14 protein-coding genes, 2 tRNA genes and 2 pseudogenes are annotated in these 18,840 nt (G+C 68.4%); 7 read left to right on the top strand and 11 right to left on the bottom strand.

The features are described from left to right. Positions 1–642: MFS transporter (locus K2Z83_RS15860; RefSeq protein ID WP_220596167.1), on the top strand; the 642-nt coding region annotated here is incomplete at its 5' end. Positions 643–748: 106 nt separating this feature from the next. Here the strand turns inward: K2Z83_RS15860 and K2Z83_RS15855 are convergent. Further along, a complete protein-coding gene (locus K2Z83_RS15855) occupies positions 749–1,432 on the bottom strand; it encodes a ferric reductase-like transmembrane domain-containing protein (RefSeq protein WP_220596166.1) in 684 nt (227 codons plus the stop codon). Positions 1,433–1,571: 139 nt separating this feature from the next. Here K2Z83_RS15855 and K2Z83_RS15850 point away from each other — a divergent pair, with 139 nt between their 5' ends. Both K2Z83_RS15850 and bchH read left to right on the top strand, forming a co-directional pair. Beyond that, complete coding sequence (locus K2Z83_RS15850; protein WP_220596165.1) at positions 1,572–2,690, top strand: Xaa-Pro peptidase family protein; 1,119 nt, start codon at positions 1,572–1,574, stop codon at positions 2,688–2,690. A 215-nt stretch (positions 2,691–2,905) separates the two neighbouring features. Next, a complete protein-coding gene (gene bchH / locus K2Z83_RS15845) occupies positions 2,906–6,736 on the top strand; it encodes a magnesium chelatase subunit H (protein ID WP_220596164.1) in 3,831 nt (1,276 codons plus the stop codon). 68 nt (positions 6,737–6,804) lie between these two features. Here the strand turns inward: bchH and K2Z83_RS15840 are convergent, their stop codons facing one another. The 6 genes from K2Z83_RS15840 to K2Z83_RS15815 form a co-directional block, all read right to left on the bottom strand. Then, positions 6,805–8,268: an ATP-binding protein gene (locus tag K2Z83_RS15840; RefSeq protein ID WP_220596163.1), complete on the bottom strand. Its 1,464-nt coding sequence runs from the start codon at positions 8,266–8,268 to the stop codon at positions 6,805–6,807. Positions 8,269–8,368: 100 nt separating this feature from the next. Beyond that, positions 8,369–9,520, bottom strand: a complete 1,152-nt coding sequence (solA, locus tag K2Z83_RS15835) for an N-methyl-L-tryptophan oxidase (RefSeq protein WP_220596162.1) — start codon at positions 9,518–9,520, stop codon at positions 8,369–8,371. After that, complete coding sequence (locus tag K2Z83_RS15830) at positions 9,517–11,058, bottom strand: ABC transporter permease (protein ID WP_220596161.1); 1,542 nt, start codon at positions 11,056–11,058, stop codon at positions 9,517–9,519. Before K2Z83_RS15830 ends, solA begins: the two co-directional genes overlap by 4 nt. Then, complete coding sequence (locus K2Z83_RS15825; protein ID WP_220596160.1) at positions 11,051–12,031, bottom strand: ABC transporter ATP-binding protein; 981 nt, start codon at positions 12,029–12,031, stop codon at positions 11,051–11,053. Before K2Z83_RS15825 ends, K2Z83_RS15830 begins: the two co-directional genes overlap by 8 nt. Then, positions 12,028–12,558, bottom strand: coding sequence for a GNAT family N-acetyltransferase (locus tag K2Z83_RS15820; protein ID WP_220596159.1), 531 nt, complete (start codon positions 12,556–12,558; stop codon positions 12,028–12,030). The genes K2Z83_RS15825 and K2Z83_RS15820 overlap by 4 nt, the downstream gene beginning before the upstream one ends. A 38-nt stretch (positions 12,559–12,596) precedes the next feature. Continuing rightward, positions 12,597–13,130, bottom strand: coding sequence for a hypothetical protein (locus K2Z83_RS15815; RefSeq protein WP_220596158.1), 534 nt, complete (start codon positions 13,128–13,130; stop codon positions 12,597–12,599). A 273-nt stretch (positions 13,131–13,403) separates the two neighbouring features. Here K2Z83_RS15815 and K2Z83_RS29100 point away from each other — a divergent pair. Beyond that, positions 13,404–13,598 (top strand): annotated as a pseudogene (locus tag K2Z83_RS29100) (DnaJ domain-containing protein); the annotation flags it as partial. Positions 13,599–14,037: 439 nt separating this feature from the next. Here K2Z83_RS29100 and K2Z83_RS15805 read toward each other — a convergent pair. The 4 genes from K2Z83_RS15805 to K2Z83_RS15790 all read right to left on the bottom strand — a co-directional run bounded on the left by K2Z83_RS15805 (position 14,038) and on the right by K2Z83_RS15790 (position 16,093). Next, a tRNA-Ala gene (locus tag K2Z83_RS15805) sits at positions 14,038–14,113 on the bottom strand. 75 nt (positions 14,114–14,188) lie between these two features. Further along, positions 14,189–14,265: transfer RNA gene (locus K2Z83_RS15800), tRNA-Ile, on the bottom strand. A gap of 87 nt (positions 14,266–14,352) precedes the next feature. After that, positions 14,353–15,765, bottom strand: a complete 1,413-nt coding sequence (locus tag K2Z83_RS15795) for an ATP-binding protein (RefSeq protein WP_220596156.1) — start codon at positions 15,763–15,765, stop codon at positions 14,353–14,355. A gap of 31 nt (positions 15,766–15,796) precedes the next feature. Further along, the gene (locus K2Z83_RS15790) at positions 15,797–16,093 is read right to left on the bottom strand and encodes a hypothetical protein (RefSeq protein WP_220596155.1); all 297 of its coding nucleotides are present in this window, start codon (positions 16,091–16,093) and stop codon (positions 15,797–15,799) included. A 167-nt stretch (positions 16,094–16,260) separates the two neighbouring features. Here K2Z83_RS15790 and K2Z83_RS15785 point away from each other — a divergent pair, with 167 nt between their 5' ends. The 3 genes and pseudogenes from K2Z83_RS15785 to lon all read left to right on the top strand — a co-directional run. After that, positions 16,261–17,166, top strand: a complete 906-nt coding sequence (locus K2Z83_RS15785) for an alpha/beta fold hydrolase (RefSeq protein ID WP_220596154.1) — start codon at positions 16,261–16,263, stop codon at positions 17,164–17,166. 1 nt (position 17,167) lies between these two features. Beyond that, positions 17,168–17,389: a hypothetical protein gene (locus tag K2Z83_RS15780; protein WP_220596153.1), complete on the top strand. Its 222-nt coding sequence runs from the start codon at positions 17,168–17,170 to the stop codon at positions 17,387–17,389. A gap of 125 nt (positions 17,390–17,514) precedes the next feature. Further along, positions 17,515–18,840: pseudogene (gene lon / locus K2Z83_RS15775) on the top strand (endopeptidase La); the annotation flags it as partial.

The following is an 18,840-nucleotide window of genomic DNA, read 5'->3' as shown; positions in this document are numbered from 1 at the left end:
GGCGAGTCGCTGCCGGCCGAGCGGCGGCGGGCTGGCGGCCTGCGCTCGACCCTGGCGGCCTTCCGCACCCTCTTCGGCGACCGCCACTTCGTCGGCTACGCCGTCGCCTCGGGGCTGGCCTTCTCGGCGATGTTCGCCTACATCTCCGGCTCGCCCTTCGTGATCCAGGAGATCTATGGGGTCTCGCCGCAGGGCTTCAGCCTGATCTTCGCGGTCAACGCGGTGGGGATCGTGGCGGCCAGCCAGATCAGCGGGCGGCTAGTGGGCCGGGTGCATCCCCGGCGGCTTATGGCCATGGGGATCGTGGGCAGCCTGCTCGGCGGCCTGCTGCTGATCGCGGCGGTGCTCGCTGGGGCCGGGCTGGTGGGTGTGCTGCCGGCCTTCTTCCTGGCGGTTGCCAGCATCGGCTTCATCGGGCCGAACGCCACCGCCCTGGGCCTGGCTGAGCAGCCGCAGGATATCCTCGGCAGCGCCTCGGGGCTGATGGGCGTGCTTCAGTTTATCATCGGCGCCGGGGTCAGCCCGCTGGTCAGCGCCTTCGGCACGGCCAGCGCCCTGCCGCTCGGCCTGACCATGGCCCTGATGAGCGCCAGCGCCCTGGCGGTGTTTGTGACGATGACCTCGGCCCGAGCGGCGCGGTGACGCTCTTTCACAAGGTTCATAAGCACTTGACAGTTTGGCGTCACGGATCGCTTTCTGATGAGTTCGGCCTGTACCCTGTGCCCTCTGCCCTGTACCCTTGTCTTAGCTAGACATGCTGCGGCGAGCTGCCCCGCGCCAGGGTGAGCCGCCGCCAGATCCCGGCGGCCTGCACGAGCACCACAGCTGCAAACAAGCCCAGGGTGAGCAGCAGATAGGGCTCACCGCGATCCTCCTCGTGCAGGTAGAGCAGCCCATGGACGAAGGCGCCGATGATCAGCGCGTAGTTGAGGCGCTGGAGCATCTTCCAGGGCGCGTTGCCCAGCTTGCGGAGCGACCAGTCGTTTGAGAGGCAGAGGAGCAGGGTGGCGATCAGGATCGCCGCCAGGCCGATCAGGTTGACCCGACCGAAAGAGTCCAGCCGCAGCGGAATCGTCCCGCCGTTGATGAAGAAGCGCCACGGCTCGCCGGGGTAGTGCGTGAGAAAGCCAACCAGCATGTGGGCGAGGCTGAGCAGCGCGGCCCAGATCCCGACATCGCGACGCAGGTCGGTCGAGACCGGGTTCGGTCGTTTGCGGAGGATGTTCAGCGGGCCAAGCATCAGCGTGGCGCCGATCAGCGCGAGGGCGGTGTAGGCGCTTGCGACGGTGATCTGGGCGATGCGGCCATACGGGTGCAGCAGCAGGTCAACCCCGATCATGAGCAGGATGCTGATCACGGCCAGGGGGACGTGGTGGCGGAGCAGGCGTCGCTGGATACGACGCCACCGAACGGCGGGTGCGCGCTTTTGCATAGGGGCTCCTGTCGGTTGCGGATGGGTGGGTGTCGATTGTCCGTATTCTATACCTTGCGTATAACTATGCTATGATCATCACAAAGAATGATGCGACTATTCTGTCATCTCTGAGTTCTTTTTGCCAAGGAGCCCTCCAATGGAGATATCCCGACTCGACCGCGTGACGGCGGCGCTGCGCGCGCAGCGCATGGCTGGCCTGGCCCTGATGCCCGATGCGAACCTGACCTACCTGACCGGACTGACCTTCCACCACGGCAAGCGGCTGACGCTGGCGATCTTCCCGGCCGACGGCAGCCAGCCCTGCTTCATCATCCCGGCGCTGGAGCGCGACCGGGTCGAGGCCAGCAGCAGCATTGTGATGCGCTACTTCCCCTGGGCCGACGCCGACGGCCCGGCCGAGGCGGCGCGGGCAGGCCTGGCGGCGGCCCTCGGCCCGGAGCTGCGCGGGCGGCCCATGGGCGTCGAGTACACCGCCCTGCGGGTGATGGAGTTACGCGGCATGGAGGTGGCCATGCCCGGCATCCAGGTGGCCGACGCCACCGCGCTGCTGGCCGAGCTGCGCATGGCCAAGGACGCGGAGGAGCTGGCGATCATGGAGGAGGCGGCGCGGATCGTGGAGGCCGGCCTCTCCCGCACCATCGCCCAGATCCGGGCCGGCATGACCGAGCGCCAGCTCTCGAAGATCCTGAGCGAGGAGATCATGGCCGCCGGCGGCGAGGGCGAGAGCTTCGATAATATGGTCGCCTCGGGGCCGAACGGGGCCAACCCGCACCATAGCAACAGCGACCGCGCCCTGACGGCGGGCGACCTGATCATCTTCGACTGCGGGGCGCGCTACAAGGGCTATATCTCGGACATCACGCGCACGGTGGCGCTCGGCGAGCCGGACGCCGAGGCCCGCGCGGTCTATGAGCTGGTGCGGCGGGCCAACGAGGCTGGCAAGGCGGTGGCCCGCCCCGAGGCCAGCGGCGCCGAGATCGACGCCGCCGCCCGCCAGGTGATCGACGCCGGCGGCTACGGCCAGTACTTCATCCACCGCACCGGCCACGGCATCGGACTGGAGGTCCACGAGCTGCCCAATATTATGGCCGGCAGCGACGAGCCCCTCGCCCCCGGCACCACCTTCACCATCGAGCCGGGCATCTACATCCCCGGCAGGCTCGGCGTGCGGATCGAGGACGATATGGTGATCACCGCCGACGGCGCGCGCAGCCTGACGAGCATGAGCCGCGAGCTGCTGATCATCCCTGCATGATCGTCTCAGGGCTGATGCAACGTCACCTCCCGGTAGGGGTTTGGGGCGGCTTCGCCGCCCCAAACCCAACAAAAAACCGGGTCTGGGGCGAAGTTCCAGGCCTTTGCACAGCCCCCGTTCCTCAAATGCACAATTTGTGCGTTTACGCCATATTGGGATAATATACAGGTAGAATTATCTTCAGCTAGATGTATTGAAACACCAGCGAGGGTGCAATGGCTCAGGTCACCGAGTTCGTGTTGCTGCTCGGCATGCAGCGCTATAGCCAGGGGTTCTTTACCCAGGCTGAGGCAGAGGTTCGCAAAGAAGTCCCCAGCTTTCGACTGAGCCTCTTCGAGGACCGCGACATCGAGCGGCGGCCAGCCGAGGTTGAGGCCGCGATCGCGCGCTGCTCCTGCCTGATCACCTCGCTCGTCACCCTGACCGAGACCTCAGAGTGGCTGCTGCCAGTTGTCGAGCGCCACGACCCGCCGGTGGTCTTCTCCTTCGAGGGCTTGCCCGAGGTGATGCGGCTGACGAAGGTGGGCAACTACGGCTTCAAGGGCGGCGGCATGCCCAAGCCGGTGCAGAATGTGGCGCGGCTGCTGGTGGGCGGGCGTGAGGAGGACGCGCTCTACGGCTATGTGAAGATGCAGAAGATCACCAGCAAGCTGCTGAACTTCCTGCCCGGCAAGCGCCTGAACGACTTCCGCAACTGGACGAACGTCAGCACCTACTGGAACAACCGCAGCGTGCCGAACGCGGCGAACATGTTCAAGCTGATTATGCGCGAGTACTGCGGCCACGCGAAGCTGCACGTCACCCCGCCCGTCGAGATGCCGAACATGGGCTTCGCCCACCCTGACGCGCCGAAGTTCTTCGCCAAGCCCGATGAGTTCCTGAAGTGGGAGAAGGATCGCAGCAAGGGCGCGAAGGGCGCGAAACGTAGCGCCCCGATCGGCTCCGTCGCCGTGCTCTCCTTCCGCGCCCATATCCTCACCGGCACGCACTACCACGACGATGTCGTGCGCGCCCTGGAGGCCGGCGGCCTGCGGGTGGTGCCGATCTTTGTGATGGGCATCGAGAGCCATATCGTGGTGCGCGAGTGGCTCAGCCACATGAAGGTTGATGCGCTGATCAGCACGATGGGCTTCCCGCTGGTGGGCGGCCCCGCTGGCAGCACCAAGGCCGGGCTGACCACCAACATCGCCCGCGAGCTGCTCAGCGGCCTCGACACGCCCTATATTGTCGCCGCGCCGCTGTTTGTGCAGGATGAAGATCACTGGCGCGAGCACGGCGTCGGCCCGCTCCAGGCGACCATGCTCTACTCGCTGCCCGAGATGGACGGCGCGATCTCGCCGGTGGTGCTCGGCGGCATGAAGGGCAGCGAGATCTCGACCGTGCCCGACCGGCTCCAGCGCCTCACGTCGATCACGGGCGGCCTCGTGAAGCTGCGCCACACGCCCAACAGCCAGAAGAAGATCGCCGTCGTCGTCTATAACTACCCGCCCGGCCAGGGCAACACGGCCACCGCCGCCCTGCTCGATGTGCCGGCCAGCCTGATCGCGCTGCTCGACCGGCTGAGGGCCGAGGGCTATAGCGTGGGCGACTACCCGCGCGACCCGGCGGCGATGGCGAGCTGTATCAAGGGCTCGATCCGAGATGACGTGCCCGATCTACCCCCAGGCCACCCGCCCATCCCGGCGGCGGTCACGGCGGGCCGCGAGAGCTTCTACCGCCAGATGACGCCGCGCCAGCAGGAGCGGATCAATGATCGCTGGGGTGCCTTCCCCGGCGATATCGCCCCCGCCGGCCGCGACGCGGTGCGCCTGGGCGGCATGCAGCTCGGCAATGTGTACGTGGGCGTCCAGCCGATGATCGGCATGCCCGGCGACCCGATGCGGCTGCTGTTCGATAAGGAGAACACGCCGCACCACCAGTACGCGCTGTTCTACAAGTGGATCAGCCACGACTTCGCCGCCGACGCGATCGTCCACCTGGGTATGCACGGCACCGTCGAGTGGATGCCCGGCGTGCAGATGGGTATGACGGCCGACTGCTGGCCTGATGTGCTGCTGGGCGAGGTGCCGCACTTCTACGTCTACCCGATCAACAACCCGGCCGAGGCCAATATCGCTAAGCGCCGCGGCTACGCCACGATTGTTGGCCACGCCATCCCGCCCTACGGCCGCGCCGGGCTCTACAAGGAGCTCCAGGGCCTCAAGGATCTGCTGGAGGAGTACCGCGAGTCGCGCGGGGGCGAGGCTTCCTCCGACACCGAGGACGCCATCCTGGCCAAGATCGCCCTGCTCAACCTCGACACCGACCTGGCCCGCACGCCCGGCGAGCCCTTTGGCGACTTTGCCTCGCGGGCCTACGCCTACCTGCGCGAGATCGAGCAGACCATGATCACCGACAGCCTGCACGTGCTCGGCTCGGCCCCGCCCGCCGAGCAGCAGCTGACCCTGGTGGCCGAGGCGCTGAAGATCCCTCGCGACGGCAACCCCGGCCTGGGCGACCTGCTGATTGCAGATTGCAGATTGCAGATTGCAGATTGCCCGCAGGTGGCGGGCTATGGCGAGCTGCTGTCGCTCGCTCGGTCGGGCGACTTATCTGCCCTGGCCCTGCGCGACGCCGTTGAGGCGCGCTGCGCCGACTTCGTGCAGCGCGCCGTATTTGGCGGCGAGACGGTTGAGAAGGTCGCTCCTGCACTCAACACTCAACATTCAACATTCAACATTTTGGTGTCTCACGGCAAGGCTATGCTCGCCGCCCTCCAGGACAACACCCAGGAGATCGACTACCTGCTGCGCGGCCTGTCGGGCGGCTACATCCCGGCGGCCCCCGGCGGCGACCTCATCCGCGACGGGATGGCGGTGCTGCCCACCGGGCGCAACATCCACTCGCTCGACCCCTTCCGCGTGCCGAGCGACAGCGCCTTCAACCGCGGCGTGAAGATCGGCGAGGCGCTGATCGCCGCGCACCTGGACGAGCATGGCGGCGAGTACCCCGAGACGATCGCCCAGGTGCTGTGGGGCCTCGACGCGATCAAGACCAAGGGCGAGGCGATCGGCACGGTGCTGGGCCTGATCGGCGCCCGCCCGGTGAAGGACGGCCAGGGCAAGATCGGCCGCTACGCGCTCATCCCGCTGGCCGAGCTCGGTCGCCCGCGCATCGATGTGCTCATGACCGTCTCGGGCATCTTCCGCGACACCTTCGCCGGCACGATGGACCAGCTCGACCGGCTGGTGCGCGAGGCCGCCGCCGCCGAGGAGCCCGAGGAGCAGAACTTCATCCGCAAGCACGTCAACGCCATGGTCGCCGAGGGCAAGGACTGGGAGGCGGCCACGGCGCGCATCTTCACCCAGGCATCCGGCACCTACGGCACCGATGTGGACGAGGCGATCGAGGGCGGGGCATGGGACGAGCGCAAGGACCTGGAGGAGCTGTTCGTCAAGCGCAACGCCTACGCCTTCGGCGGCAAGAAGGACGGCGCGGCCCAGCCCGAGGTGCTGCGCTCGCTGCTCGGCACGGTGGCCCGGGTGGCCCAGGAGATCGACAGCGTCGAGTATGGCCTGACCGATATGCAGCACTACTACGGCTACTCGGGCGCGCTGAAGGCCGCCGCCGAGAGCGCCACCGGCAAGAGCGTGCCGCTCAGCTACGTCGAGAGCTTCACCGCCGAGACCAAGATCCAGAGCCTCGACCAGGTGCTGCGGGTGGAGTACCGCACCAAGCTGCTCAACCCCAAGTGGTACGAGGGCATGCTCAAGCACGGCCACAACGGCGCGGCCGAGATCGCAAACCGCTTCACCTATATGCTCGGCTGGAGCGCCACCACCGAGTCGGTGGACAACTGGGTCTACGACCAGGCCGCCGCCACCTTCGTGCTCGACGACGCGATGCGCCAGCGGCTTGAGGAGGCCAACCCCGAGGCCGCCCGCAACGCCGTCAGCCGCCTGCTTGAGGCCAGCAGCCGCGGGCTCTGGCAGGCCGACGAGTCCACCCTCGACCGCCTGCGCGAGCTGCACGCCGACCTTGAGGACCAGCTGGAGGGCGTACACTAGCCTGAATGCTGAATGCTGAATGCTGAATGCTGAATTGGCATTCAACATTCAGCATTCAGCATTCAACATTATCGTCGCCCCTCCACCGCATCGCGATCCACCTCCTCGGCGACCACCTCCTCGGGCGCGCGCAGGGGCAGGCACACCGTGAAGGTCGACCCCCGGTCGGGCGTGCTGGCGACATCCACCGTCCCTCCCATCATCTGGCAGAAGTGCCTGGTCAGGGCGAGGCCTAGCCCAGTGCCGCCGTACTTGCGGGTCGTCGAGTCATCGGCCTGGGTGAAGGGCTGGAAGAGCCGCGCCAGCTGCTCGGGCGTCATTCCGATGCCGGTGTCGGCGACCTCGAAGATGATCGAGTCTGCCGACTGCTGGATGCGCAGCGAGATGGTGCCACGCTCGGTAAACTTGCAGGCGTTGCCGAGCAGGTTGACCAGGATCTGCCGCACGCGCATCGGGTCAGCGAAGAGGGTCGCCGGCTCGCCGGCGTAGCCGATCTCGAAGCGGTTGTTGTTCTGGGCGGCCAGAGGGGCGACGGTGAGCTCAACGTCGCTGAGCATCGGGGCGAGGGCGAAGTTCTCGTAGCGCAGGTCCATCTTGCCAGCCTCGATCTTAGAGATATCGAGGATATCGCTGATCATGCTGAGCAGGTTGGCCCCGGCGCGGTGGATGCGCCGCAGGTCGCTCTCCAGGCTCTCGCGCTCAACATCGGCGGCGTCCTCGATCAGCAGCTCGCTGTAGCCGATGATCGCGTTGAGCGGGGTGCGCAGCTCGTGGCTCATATTGGCGAGGAAGGTGCTCTTGGCCCGGCTGGCGGCCTCGGCGGCGTCGCGGGCGCGCTGCAGCTCCTCCTCGGCCTGCTTGCGCCGGGTGGCGTCGCGCAGGATGACCACGTAGAGCCGCCGGCTCTCAAGGACCAGCTGGCCCGAGGTTAGGTCCATCGGAAAGACGCTGTTGTCCTTACGGCGGCCGATGATCTCGTTGCCGATGCTGATCAGCTTGTACTGGCGGTGCAGCGGGTCGGGGACGAGGCGGGAGATCGGCTGGCCGACAATCTCGGCGGCGGTGTAGCCAAACATGTGCTCGGCGGCGGGGTTGAAGGTGGTGATCGTGTCGCGCTCGTCGATGATCATGATCCCGTCGACGGCGTACTCGACGATGGCCTCGCGGTAGAGACCGCTGAGCGCCCACTCGGCAGAGAGGTCGGAGAGGCTGTGGGCGATCACGCCGAGCTCGCTGTCGCTGGCTGGGCTGGGCGGCACGCGGTGCTCGCCGGCAGCGATGCGGCCGATCATGGACAGGAGCTCGTCGGCCTCGCCGCGCACCGAGCTGCCGAGGGCGGCGAGGATCATGGTGGCGATGAGGGAGATGCCGAGGATGATGGCGGCCTCGAGCAGCCGCCCGTCCCAGAGCAGCAGCGCCGCCAGAGCGGCGAGCGGCAGGGTGATCAGCCGGCCGGCGACGGCGAATCGGCGCGGGTAGGCCCAGCGGTTGAGCAGCGCCACAATGGGTGATAGCAGGCTTCGATGCGGCACAGTTCCTCTCTCCCCTGGCCTTGCGCTTTTGATTAGTATAGCATGGGGGGCTGACTTGCCGTGGCGTGCCAGTGAACCTGGCGCGCCACGGCAAAATGACTCAGCCAACAAACCGCCCGGCGCAGAACTTGCCTATCGGGTGGGCGGTGTCGCCCTGGGCCAGCAGGTCGGCCATGATCTCGCCGACGACGGAGGCGAACTTGTAGCCGTGCCCCGAGCAGGGCGAGCAGATGATCACCTGCGGGTGCAGCGGGTGCCGGTCCATCAGGAAGTCATGGTCGGGGGTGAGGGTGTACATGCAGGTGGCGGTGCCGCCCAGCGCGCCGTCGGCCAGGGCGGGGATCCTCGCCGCCAGCCAGCCCCGCATGTGGGCGACCTCGTCGTCGTGTACGCTGCGGTCGATTGTCTCGGGGGTGCAGCGCGGCCCGAAGCTGTGGAAGGCCACCTTCACGCCGGTGGGGTCGGCATCAATCATCGGGAAGCCGTAGAAGGGCGGGTGATCGAGGGCGTCCCAGATATAGACCGGGCAGCGCTCGGGGGCGAACAGCTCGGCGTCGCGGGCGGGCGTGAACCAGTAGAGCACATTGCGCTGCACGGTGAGCGGCAGACCGGTGCCCTCTAGCAGGGCGGGGGCGTAGGCGCCGGCGGCGATCAGCAGCCGCCCGGCCTCGTAGACGCCCCGCGCCGTGGTGACGCGCACGCGGTCGCCCGAGGGCGCGGCCTCCCAGGCGATCGCCGGCTCCTCGAAGCGCAGCGCGGCCCCGGCGGCCCCGGCGCCGCGCAGGTGCGCGCGGATGGCCGCCTCGGGGTAGACCATGCCGCCGATCTCCTCGTAGAGCGCGATCTCGCCCGCGGCCGGGGTGAAGATCGGGTGGCGCCGGCGGATCTCGGCGGCGTCGAGGATCTGATGCGGCAGGCCGTGCTCGCGGGCGCTGGCCACGCTCCCGGCGACGACGGGGCTGTCCGGGTCGCCGATCATAAGGCTGCCGGTGATCCGCAGCACCGGCTCGGCGGCCCCGGCGCTCAGATCCTGCCAGAGCTCGTAGGCCCGCAGCAGCAGCGGCACGTAGGCCGGGTCCTCGTAGTAGGACAGGCGGATGATCCGGGTCTGCCCGTGGCTGGATCCCTGGTCGTGGGCGGGGGTGAAGCGCTCCAGGCCGAGGACGCGCTGGCCGCGGCGGGCCAGGTGGTAGGCGCTGGCGCTGCCCATCGCGCCGAGGCCGAGGATGATCGTGTCGTAGGTCTCGCTCATCGTGTGGCTCCTCTGAGCTGCCGCCCGGTGATCGCCACCACCAGGCCGAAGGTGATCGCGGCGATCACGATCAGGCCGGCCCATGCCCCCGGCGATGGCGCGAGGCCGCGCAGCATGATCGCCTGGAAGCCGGCCACCCCGTGGCTCATGGGGATGGCGGCGCTGACGGCCAGGGCCGGGCGGGCGAAGCTATCGAGCGAGATGAAGAAGCCGCTGAAGAAGATCGACAGCAGCAGGGTGATCATGGCCAGCTGGATGGCCTGGCTGTCGGAGCCAGAGATCGTGGAGATCAGGAAGCCCACGCCGAGCGAGGCCACGGTGAGCAGCAGCAGCAGCAGGGCGAACTGCCCCCAGCTGCCGAGCAGGGGCATGCCGAGCAGCATCATGGCCGCCAGCAGCACCAGGGAGGATGCGGCGATCACCAGGGTGTAGCCGAGGTACTTGCCGAGCAGCAGCTGGACCATATTCACCGGGGCGACGCGGAACAGCTCGAAGGCGCCCATGAGCCGCTCGCGCACCAGGGCCAGGGCGCCGAGGGTGATCGCGGTGTGCTGCACCAGCAGGGCCAGCACCCCCGGCGCGTAGAAGATCACCGCCGCGTAGGCCTGCCCACGGACGTTGGTGTACTGCTGCGTCACCGGCGAGATCATCACGTCGGCCGAGGTGTTCACGAACAGCTCCAGGGTCTTGTCGAGGATGTGCAGGTCGCTCTGGGCGGCGGCCAGATCGGCAATGCGCTGGGCGACCGTCCCGTCGTCGATCGCCTGCACAACCAGCTCCAGGTTGGCCTTGAGCTGGGCCAGCTGGCCCGGCAGGCTGGCGAGGTCGGCGCTCTGGGCGGACAGCACCTCGGGCGGCGGCAGGTTCTGCTGGAGCAGCGCGATCGCGTCGATCAGATCGGCCAGGGTGCCGCGGACGTTCTCCTCCTGCGCCTGGGAGACCCCGGCCTGCAGCTCGGCGATCACCCCGCTAGCGTCGCTCACCTTCAGCCGGATCGTCTGCGCCTCGCCCTGGGCCTGGAGCGCCGCCAGGCGCAGCAGGGTCTTATTGATCTCGTTGACCTCGGCGTAGGCCAGGTACTGCACCCAGCCCTCGACCAGCGGGTTGATCGCGTTCGAGATGAAGGTGATCGTCGACGTCTGATTTTCCCGGAGGGTGGCGAAGACATCGGCGGGCAGCACCTGGACGACATCGAGCTCGCCGGCGGCCAGGCGGGCCTCGGCGCCGGCGCGGTCCTCGTCCACCGAGATGATCGTAAAGTTGTAGCTGGCCATGTTGCGGATCTGCTGCGTGCTCAGGCCGGGGATGCCGCCGGGCGGCAGGACGATCGCCGTGCGCAGCACCGGGGTGCTGTTCTGGTAGCTGGCCCCGAAGATGATCAGCACCAGCAGCGGGCCGACGATCAGGCTGAGGATGAGCATGGGCTGGCGGCGGATCTCGCTCACCTCTTTGACGAAGTAGGCCCGCACGCGGATGAGCCAGCGCTCCCATGGGGGCGCCGTGCCGTCATCCGCCTCGGGCGCGGCGCCCTCAGCCATTGGCCGCCTCCTCGCGCTGCATCAGCCTGATGAAGATATCGTCGTAGCTTATCTGGAGCTCCTGGGCGCTGCTGACGACCATATTTGGCCCGTCGCTATCCTCAAGCAGGTTCAGCACCTCGGGCAGCGAGCCGCCGGCGTCGGCCACCGTCACGTGGATCTCGTTGTCGGTGCCGGGGACGCGCCGGGCGCTGATCACCGGGTCGCCGGCGCGGCGCAGATGCTCCACCGCCTCGCCGGTGCGCCGCTCGTCCTCCAGGCTGATGTGGATGATCTCGCCGCCGAGGACGCGCTTGCGCAGGCCGGCGGGCGTGTCGATGGCCAGGATTCGCCCCTTGCGCATCACCGCCACATAGTCGCAGTAGACCGCCTCGCCCACATACTGGGTGGAGACATAGAGGGTGCGGCCCTCGTCGCGCAGCTTGCGGAAGTAGTCCCAGAAGCGCCCGCGCAGCACCGGGTCGATCCCGGCGGTGGGCTCGTCGGCGAAGATCAGGGTGGGGTTATGCATCAGGGCGCCGAGCAGCATCAGGCGACGCTGCATGCCGCCGGAGAGGTTGGCCCCCAGGCGGTCGCGGGCCTCGCGCATATCGATGAAGTCGAGCAGCTCGGCCAGGCGGGCCTTGATCGCGGATGTGCGCATGCCATAGAGCGAGGCCACGAAGGTGGCGTTCTCGGCCACGGTCAGGCGCGGGTAGAGCACAAACTGCTGCGGGATATAGCCGATCTGCTCGCGGTCTCTGGCGGTGAAGGCGGAGGGCGACGTGCCGAGCACGCTGATCTGGCCCTGCTGGGGCGTGAGCAGGCCGAGGGCCACCCGCATCGTCGTGGACTTGCCGCAGCCGCTGGGGCCGATCAGGCCGAGGATGGTGCCCTCGGGGATGCGGTAGGTCTGATCGAAGATGCCGGCGCCGCCGCCGAAGTCGATCGTCACATCGTGCGAGTCGACGGACAGCCTGCGCTCCTGGCTCACTCCGCCGCCCCGCCGAGATCGCGGTAGAAGAGCACGGTGGCGTCGCGCCCTCCGCCGGCGTTGAGCGCGTAGCCAGGGATGCGCCCGGCCTCCCGGTAGCCGAGCTTGCGGTAGAGCCGCTCGCCGTCATCGCCGGCGCGGGTGTCGAGCACCAGCAGGCTGCGGCCGAGCTCGCGGGCCAGCTCCTCGGCGGCGGCCATCAGGGCGGCCCCCAGCCCGCGGCGGCGGGCGGCGCGGTGGACGAGCAGCTTCTGCACCTCGGCGCGGTGGGCGGCGTTGGGCTTGCCGGGCAGATCGAGCTGCACGGTGGCGACCGCCATGCCGCCCACGCGGGCCACCAGCAGCACGCGTGACTCCGCCTCAACATCGGCGATCACCCTGTCCCAGTACTGGACGGCCTCAGCGCGGCTCAGCGGCGGCAGGAAGCCCACCGATGCCCCGCCCTCGACGGCGTCGCGCAGGATCGCGCACAGCTCATCGCGGATGGCGGCGGCTGCGGTGGAGCTCAGGCGCTCAATTGTGGACATCGTGCCCTCCATCTCCTAACCCCTGCGCTGGAAGCGCACTAGCTATCGATCCCGGCCACCTTCGTCCCAAGGTCACGTGACTGATAGGCGACGCCGAGGATAATCAGGATGATGACGACGGCGGTGGCGATCAGGGGGCTCAGCGGGTAGAGCTCGCCGAGCCCGCCGCCGACGGCGGCGGCCCCGTTGAGCGCCGACACGATGATCAGCGCCCAGTCGAAGAGCGCGGCCACGAGCAGCACGCCGATCAGGCCGAGGGCCAGGAAGAGCGCGATCTGCATCACGGGCGCGGCGCCGAGCTGCGTGCCCAGGCCCAGCCCGACCGACCCGAGGGCGATGAACCCGGCCACCATCGCCATGGGCCGCTGGACGGCCAGGGCGAGCCCGGCGAAGATTAGGCCGACGCAGACCCCGGCGAGGATCTGGAGCGTCTGGCTCTGGATGGACAGGCCGACCTGGGCCACGCCCAGGCCGAAGATGAACCCGGCGACTCCGACGAAGACCCAGAAGATCCGGCGCCCGACGAAGAGCGTCACAAGGCCGACCAGGATGAGCATGATCGAGCTGAGCATAGGGCGCGTCTCCCTTGGCTGAGGATGGTCGTACGCGGGACTGTAGCTTATGGGGGCTGGCGAATTATAGCGCAGCCCGCTGCGATGGGCAACCAGACATGCGCTCGCGCCGCAGGGCGACGGAGCAGCATACCGGTATGAAGGCTGTTCATCGCCATGTGATGAACAGCCTTCATACCCCCATGGCACATGCCTGCTAGACTCAGAGCACGTGATGCCGATGCGCTCACCCCCGGATCGCCGTAGGCGCGCAGCAGAGCGGAGGAGCACGCCGTGGCTCTCGACTTCAAAGACTACTATACCGTCCTCGGCATGGCCTCCGATGCCGACGAGGCGACGATCAAGCAGGCATACCGCGCACTGGCCCGGCAGCATCACCCCGATGTGAATCCAGGCGACCATGCTGCTGAGGATCGCTTCAAGGCGATCAACGAGGCCTATCAGGCGCTTGGCGACCCCGAGCGCCGTCGCACCTACAATGCGCTCCGGCAGGAGCATCGCCAGTCGCAGCGGCGCGGCGGCCCGAGCCGCCCCAGCGGCTTCGCGCGGGGTGATCGGCAGGCCGCGCCGAGCCAGCGCGCGGCGACCGGCGGCATGTCGCCCGAAGGCATGAATGACATCCCAGCGACTTCGACCGCGAGAAGCTGCAGGAGCGGGTGGCGAAGCTGGCCGGCGGCGTGGCCATCCTCAAGGTTGGTGCGGCCACCGAGCCCGAGCTGAAGGAGCAGGCGCACCGCGTGAGGGTCGGGGCTACCCGCAAAGATCTGACCCAAGATCTGCCGCTCGTGCTGTACGTGAGTGTCACCACGCCGTGGCGAGCAAAAAAAGACGTGTTTTGGGCTTGGGTATGACAAACAACGAGGCAACAAGAACATCGTCCTTGTCACCTCGTTGTTTGAGTCCACCGTGGTGGAGCGACGGGGATTCGAACCCCGGACCTCCTGCTTGCAAAGCAGGCGCTCTCCCAGCTAAGCTATCGCCCCGCTAGAAAGGTAAAAGGTAAAAGTAAAAAGGTAAAAGCGGGAGGCTTTTTGCCTTTTCACTTTTACCTTTCCACGTGGTGGGCGTAGGTGGACTCGAACCACCGACCTCGATCTTATCAGGATCGCGCTCTAACCAACTGAGCTATACGCCCTCACAACGGTGCGGAGTATAGCATAGCCGTAAGGGTGTGTCAAGTGTATCTGATATCGTGTATAGTCTGGGGGAGGGCGCGGAGCTGTCACTTCATGATGTAATACGTCGCCCGCTTCTCCCCCACGCGCAGGAGCACCCCGCGCTCCACGAGGTCGGCCAGGTCTCGCCGGATCGTCTCGGCGCTCACATCGGGGTGGAGCTCCTGGAGGTCGCGGTTGGTGATGCGGCGCTGCTCGGCCAGAAACACCAGCGCGGCGATCTGGCGCTCGCTGAGGCCCTGGCGCACCCACTCGCGGGTGTCGAGGCCCTCGGCGTCGAGGCCATCGACCGGCTGGCCCTGGAGCGTCACCAGGAAGCCCGCCGCCGTCTCGCGGAACTGGGGCGGCGGCAGGCCGGCGCCCTCCATCTGGCGGAGCATGCGGTCGATCCCGTAGCCGAGCCGCTCGATCAGGCCGAGGTCGGCGAGCACCTGGACCAGGCTCTCGTTGCGCGAGAAGCGCTCGGCCACCAGGTTCTCCAGCGTCACGTGGCCGGGCAGGCGGCCGGGCGAGTAGCACTCCAGGCGGTCGGCGAACAGGCCGATCCGCACGCCCTCGCCGCGCACGCTGTAGTCGCGGTGGGCCACGGCGTTCACCAGGGCCTCGCGCACCGCGCCGGCCGGGAACTGCGTCCAGTCCTGTCGCTCCAGGCCGACCATGCGGCTGCCCTTGCGCATATGCTCCATCAGCCAGCGCTCGGCCCGCCGCGCCGCCTCGGGCAGGGTGTCGCGCACATCCTCGCGCTCAAACGCATCGCCCATGTCGCGGCCCCGGTAGTGAACCAGGGTGATCTCGGCCTGCGGGTAGCGCTCCTCCACGCTGCGGCCGAAGAGCAGCAGGCCGGCGTTTGTGGGGATGAGGGTTGAGGGAGAAGACTTGTCTTCTCCCTCAACCCTCATCCCGACGCAGCCCCGTCGGCGCAGGAGGGCCATCGGGTCGGACTCAGCCTCAGGTCCAACCCGGCGGGCGTAGGCGCTGACCTTGTGCGGGTCGAGCTCGTCGGCGGCGGCCCCCGCCGGCGCGCCGCGCTCCCAGCTCACGTCGCCGCGCTCGGCCAGCAGCCTGCGCAGCGCGTCGGGGGTGAGGGGCTGGTTGGTGCCGCCCTCGCGGCGCAGGTACTTGCCGTGCAGGCTGTAGACCTGCGAGAGCCCGGCGGGCACGCTGGCCAGCAGCAGCGCGGCCTCGCCGTGGCGGACGGCGCGGGGCAGCGGCAGGATGAGCGGCGGCGTGCAGGCCAGGGCCGCCTCCTGAAGCAGCTCGCGGGCCGCCGCGACGTCGGCCAGTCCCTCGGCCTTCGCCCTGGCCCGCCCCGAGACGCCCAGCAGCAGCTCGCCGCCCTGCGCGTTGGCGAAGGCCACCAGCGTCTCGGCCAGCTCGTCGAGCCTTGTCCGCTCGCGGGCGAAGGCGAGCCGCGGCCCCTCGGGCGACGCCAGCAGCGCCGCGATCTCCTCGTGGTCCATAAAATAGCCTTGCCTCGCCATCGCCGCGCCATCAGGCCGGCGGAAGGTCAACCGAATAGAGGTGTGTCCCGGCCACATCGCGCAGGGTCACCGTCATCACCTCGCTCTGGCCGTCAATCGGCACCTGCCCGAAGAACTGCATGCCCGCCGAGGGCGGCAGGTTGAACTGGCCGGCCGGCGGCACGCGCTGGTAGAGCACCTGCGGGCCAAAGGTGTTGTCGAGCTGGTTCGGGCTGAAGGTGCCGGCGTTCAGCGGGCCGGAAACAAATTGGCTCGGGCTGCATATTGCCTCCTCGCTGTGCTGATCTCCCTCCTGGAAGTATAACATCCTGGGGTGTGGTCAGGGCTGGTGTAACGAATGCTCAAAGCTCAACTCGCATGCTGCCTACCTACCAGCGCTACCGCCAGATCTTCGCCGGCTAGCCGCCTTGACAGAGGCCGCGGGTATCGGTCATACTCAGGCTATCGCCGCACCAGAGATGATAGGGAGAAGGTTTGCTGGTACCGACGAAACTCCGCATCCCGCGCCCAGATGCTCGCCAGGTGCCCCGGCCCCGCCTGACCGCCGCCCTCGACGCCGCCCTCGATACGACGCTCACCCTCGTCTCGGCCCCGCCCGGCTACGGCAAGACCAGCCTGGTGGCGGGCTGGCTCGCGAGCAGGATGCAGCAGGTAGGAGGCGGGATGCCGGGCGACAGCGCCTCAACCGCCGGCCCTGCCTCCTGCGCCTGGGTCTCGCTCGACGAGGAGGACAGCGACCCGCAGCTCTTCTTCGGCTACCTGGCGGCCGCCCTGCCGCCGGTCACGGGCCGCCGCGCCCATCTGGCCGAGCTGCTCAGGTCGCCCCGGGCCCATCCCGCCCGCACGCTGATGAAGGCCTTCATCGTCGACGCGAGCGCGGTCGCGGGGCGGCTGATCCTGTCGCTCGACGACTTCCACACGATCGACTCGACCGAGATTATGGCCGCCATGGGCCTGCTGCTCGACCACCCATCGGGCGGCTGGGCCCGCCCGCTCACCCGGCGGATCGTCGGCCTGAGCATGCTCAACGCGGCCGGCGTGCGCGGGCTCAACGGGCTGACCGCCATCCAGTTCGCGATGCTGCGGGCGGTGCTCGACGGGCCGCTGGGCGCGAGCGCGACCACCGCCTACAGCTACCGGCTAAACACCGCGTACGCGCCGCGCGCCGACTACGGCCGCGATCTGGCCGCAATCGCCCGGCCGCTGCTGGTGATCGCCGGCGACGCCGACGAGGCCTTCGTCGCCGCCCGCTACGAGCCGACGATCGCCGCCCACACATCTGGCGGCGCCTATGTGGTGCTGGCCGGGGTCAGCCACATCGGGCTGCTCACCGACCCGGGCGCCCGCGAGGCGCTCTGCGAGTGGTTGGGGGGGTGGTAGCGTGCAGGCCATCTACACGATCGAGCTGGCCGGCCACCTCGACCGGCGCTGGGCGAGCGCCCTCGGCGGGCTGAGAGTCAGCCACCAGATCGGCCCCGAGCAGCGGCCGATCACCGTGCTGCGCGGCCCGCTGGCCGACCAGGCCGCGCTCTACGGGCTGCTCAACCAGCTGCGCGACCTCGGCGCGACCCTGATCAGCCTGCGCGCGGAGGGGCCGGGCTAAGCAGGGCAAGGGCAAGGTCGCGTGCCGCTGCTGCCGGGCGGTTCAGACCGCCGGCCAACATGTACGAAGGCCGCCTGCGCGGCCTCAAACAGGTCGCGCAGGCGGCCTTTGAAGCAGTAGTATAGGTGCGCACCTACCTGGAGCTGCTCGCCGAGCTGCCCTGGAACACGCCCACCGGCACGCCGATCGACGTGGCCCACGCCCGCGAGATCCTCGACGAGGACCACTTCGGGCTCGAGAAGATCAAGGAGCGCATCCTAGAGTACCTGGCCGTGCGCCAGCGCCGCGCCGCCCTCGGCGAGGATGGCGGGCGCTCAGGCCGCGAGCCCATCCTGGCCTTCGTCGGCCCGCCCGGCGTCGGCAAGACCAGCCTGGGCCAGAGCATCGCCCGCGCCCTGGGCCGCAACTTCGTGCGCATGAGTCTCGGCGGCGTGCGCGACGAGGCCGAACTGCGCGGCTTCCGCCGCACCTACATCGGCTCGCAGCCCGGCCGGATCATCCAGGAGCTGCGCCGCGCCGGCAGCTCCGACCCGGTCATCCTGCTCGATGAGGTCGATAAGCTCGGCAACGACTACCGCGGCGACCCGGCATCGGCCCTGCTGGAGGTGCTCGACCCCGAGCAGAACAACACCTTCACCGACCACTACCTGAACCTGCCCTTCGACCTCTCGCAGGTGCTGTTCATCGCCACCGCCAACACGTGGGACACCGTGCCGCCGGCCCTGCGCGACCGCATGGAGGTCATCGAGCTCTCCGGCTACATCGAGGACGAGAAGGTGCGGATCGCCCAGAGCCACCTGGTGCCCCGCCAGCTCAAGGCCAACGGCCTGCGCCCCGCCGAGGCCACCGTGACTGACGGCGCTCTGCGCACGATCATCGGCGACTACACCCGCGAGGCCGGCGTGCGTAACCTCGAGCGCAATATCGGCGGGGTGCTGCGCAAGGTCACGAAGCAGCTCGCGGAGCGCGAGCCAATGCTGAATGCTGACGTATCAATGGTGAATGACTCCACCTCGGAGACAACATTGGCCCCGCAGGCCGAATTCACCATTCACCATTCACCATTCACCATTACGCCCGAATTCGTCCGCACCGCCCTCGGCCGCCAGCGCTTCTACAACGAGGCCAAGGAGCGAATCGACCAGCCCGGCGTGGCCACCGGCATGGTCTGGACGCCGGTGGGCGGCGATATCATCTTCATCGAGGCCACGGCGATCGAGGGGCCGCGCGAGCTGAAGATCACCGGCCAGCTCGGCGAGGTGATGCGCGAGAGCGCCGAGGCCGCCCTGACCTACGTGCGCTCACGCTCGCGCGAGCTGGGGATCGACCCGAAATTCTTCGAGGGCCACGCCGTCCACATCCACGTCCCAGCGGGCGCGGTGCCGAAGGACGGCCCCTCGGCCGGCATCACCATGGCCACAGCCCTGGCCTCGGCCGCCACCGGCCGCCTG

The sequence above is a fragment of the Oscillochloris sp. ZM17-4 genome, assembly GCF_019599295.1.
Taxonomy (GTDB): domain Bacteria; phylum Chloroflexota; class Chloroflexia; order Chloroflexales; family Chloroflexaceae; genus Oscillochloris.
Note: the sequence above shows the minus strand (reverse complement) of the source record. Positions and strands in the feature narration are given on the sequence as shown.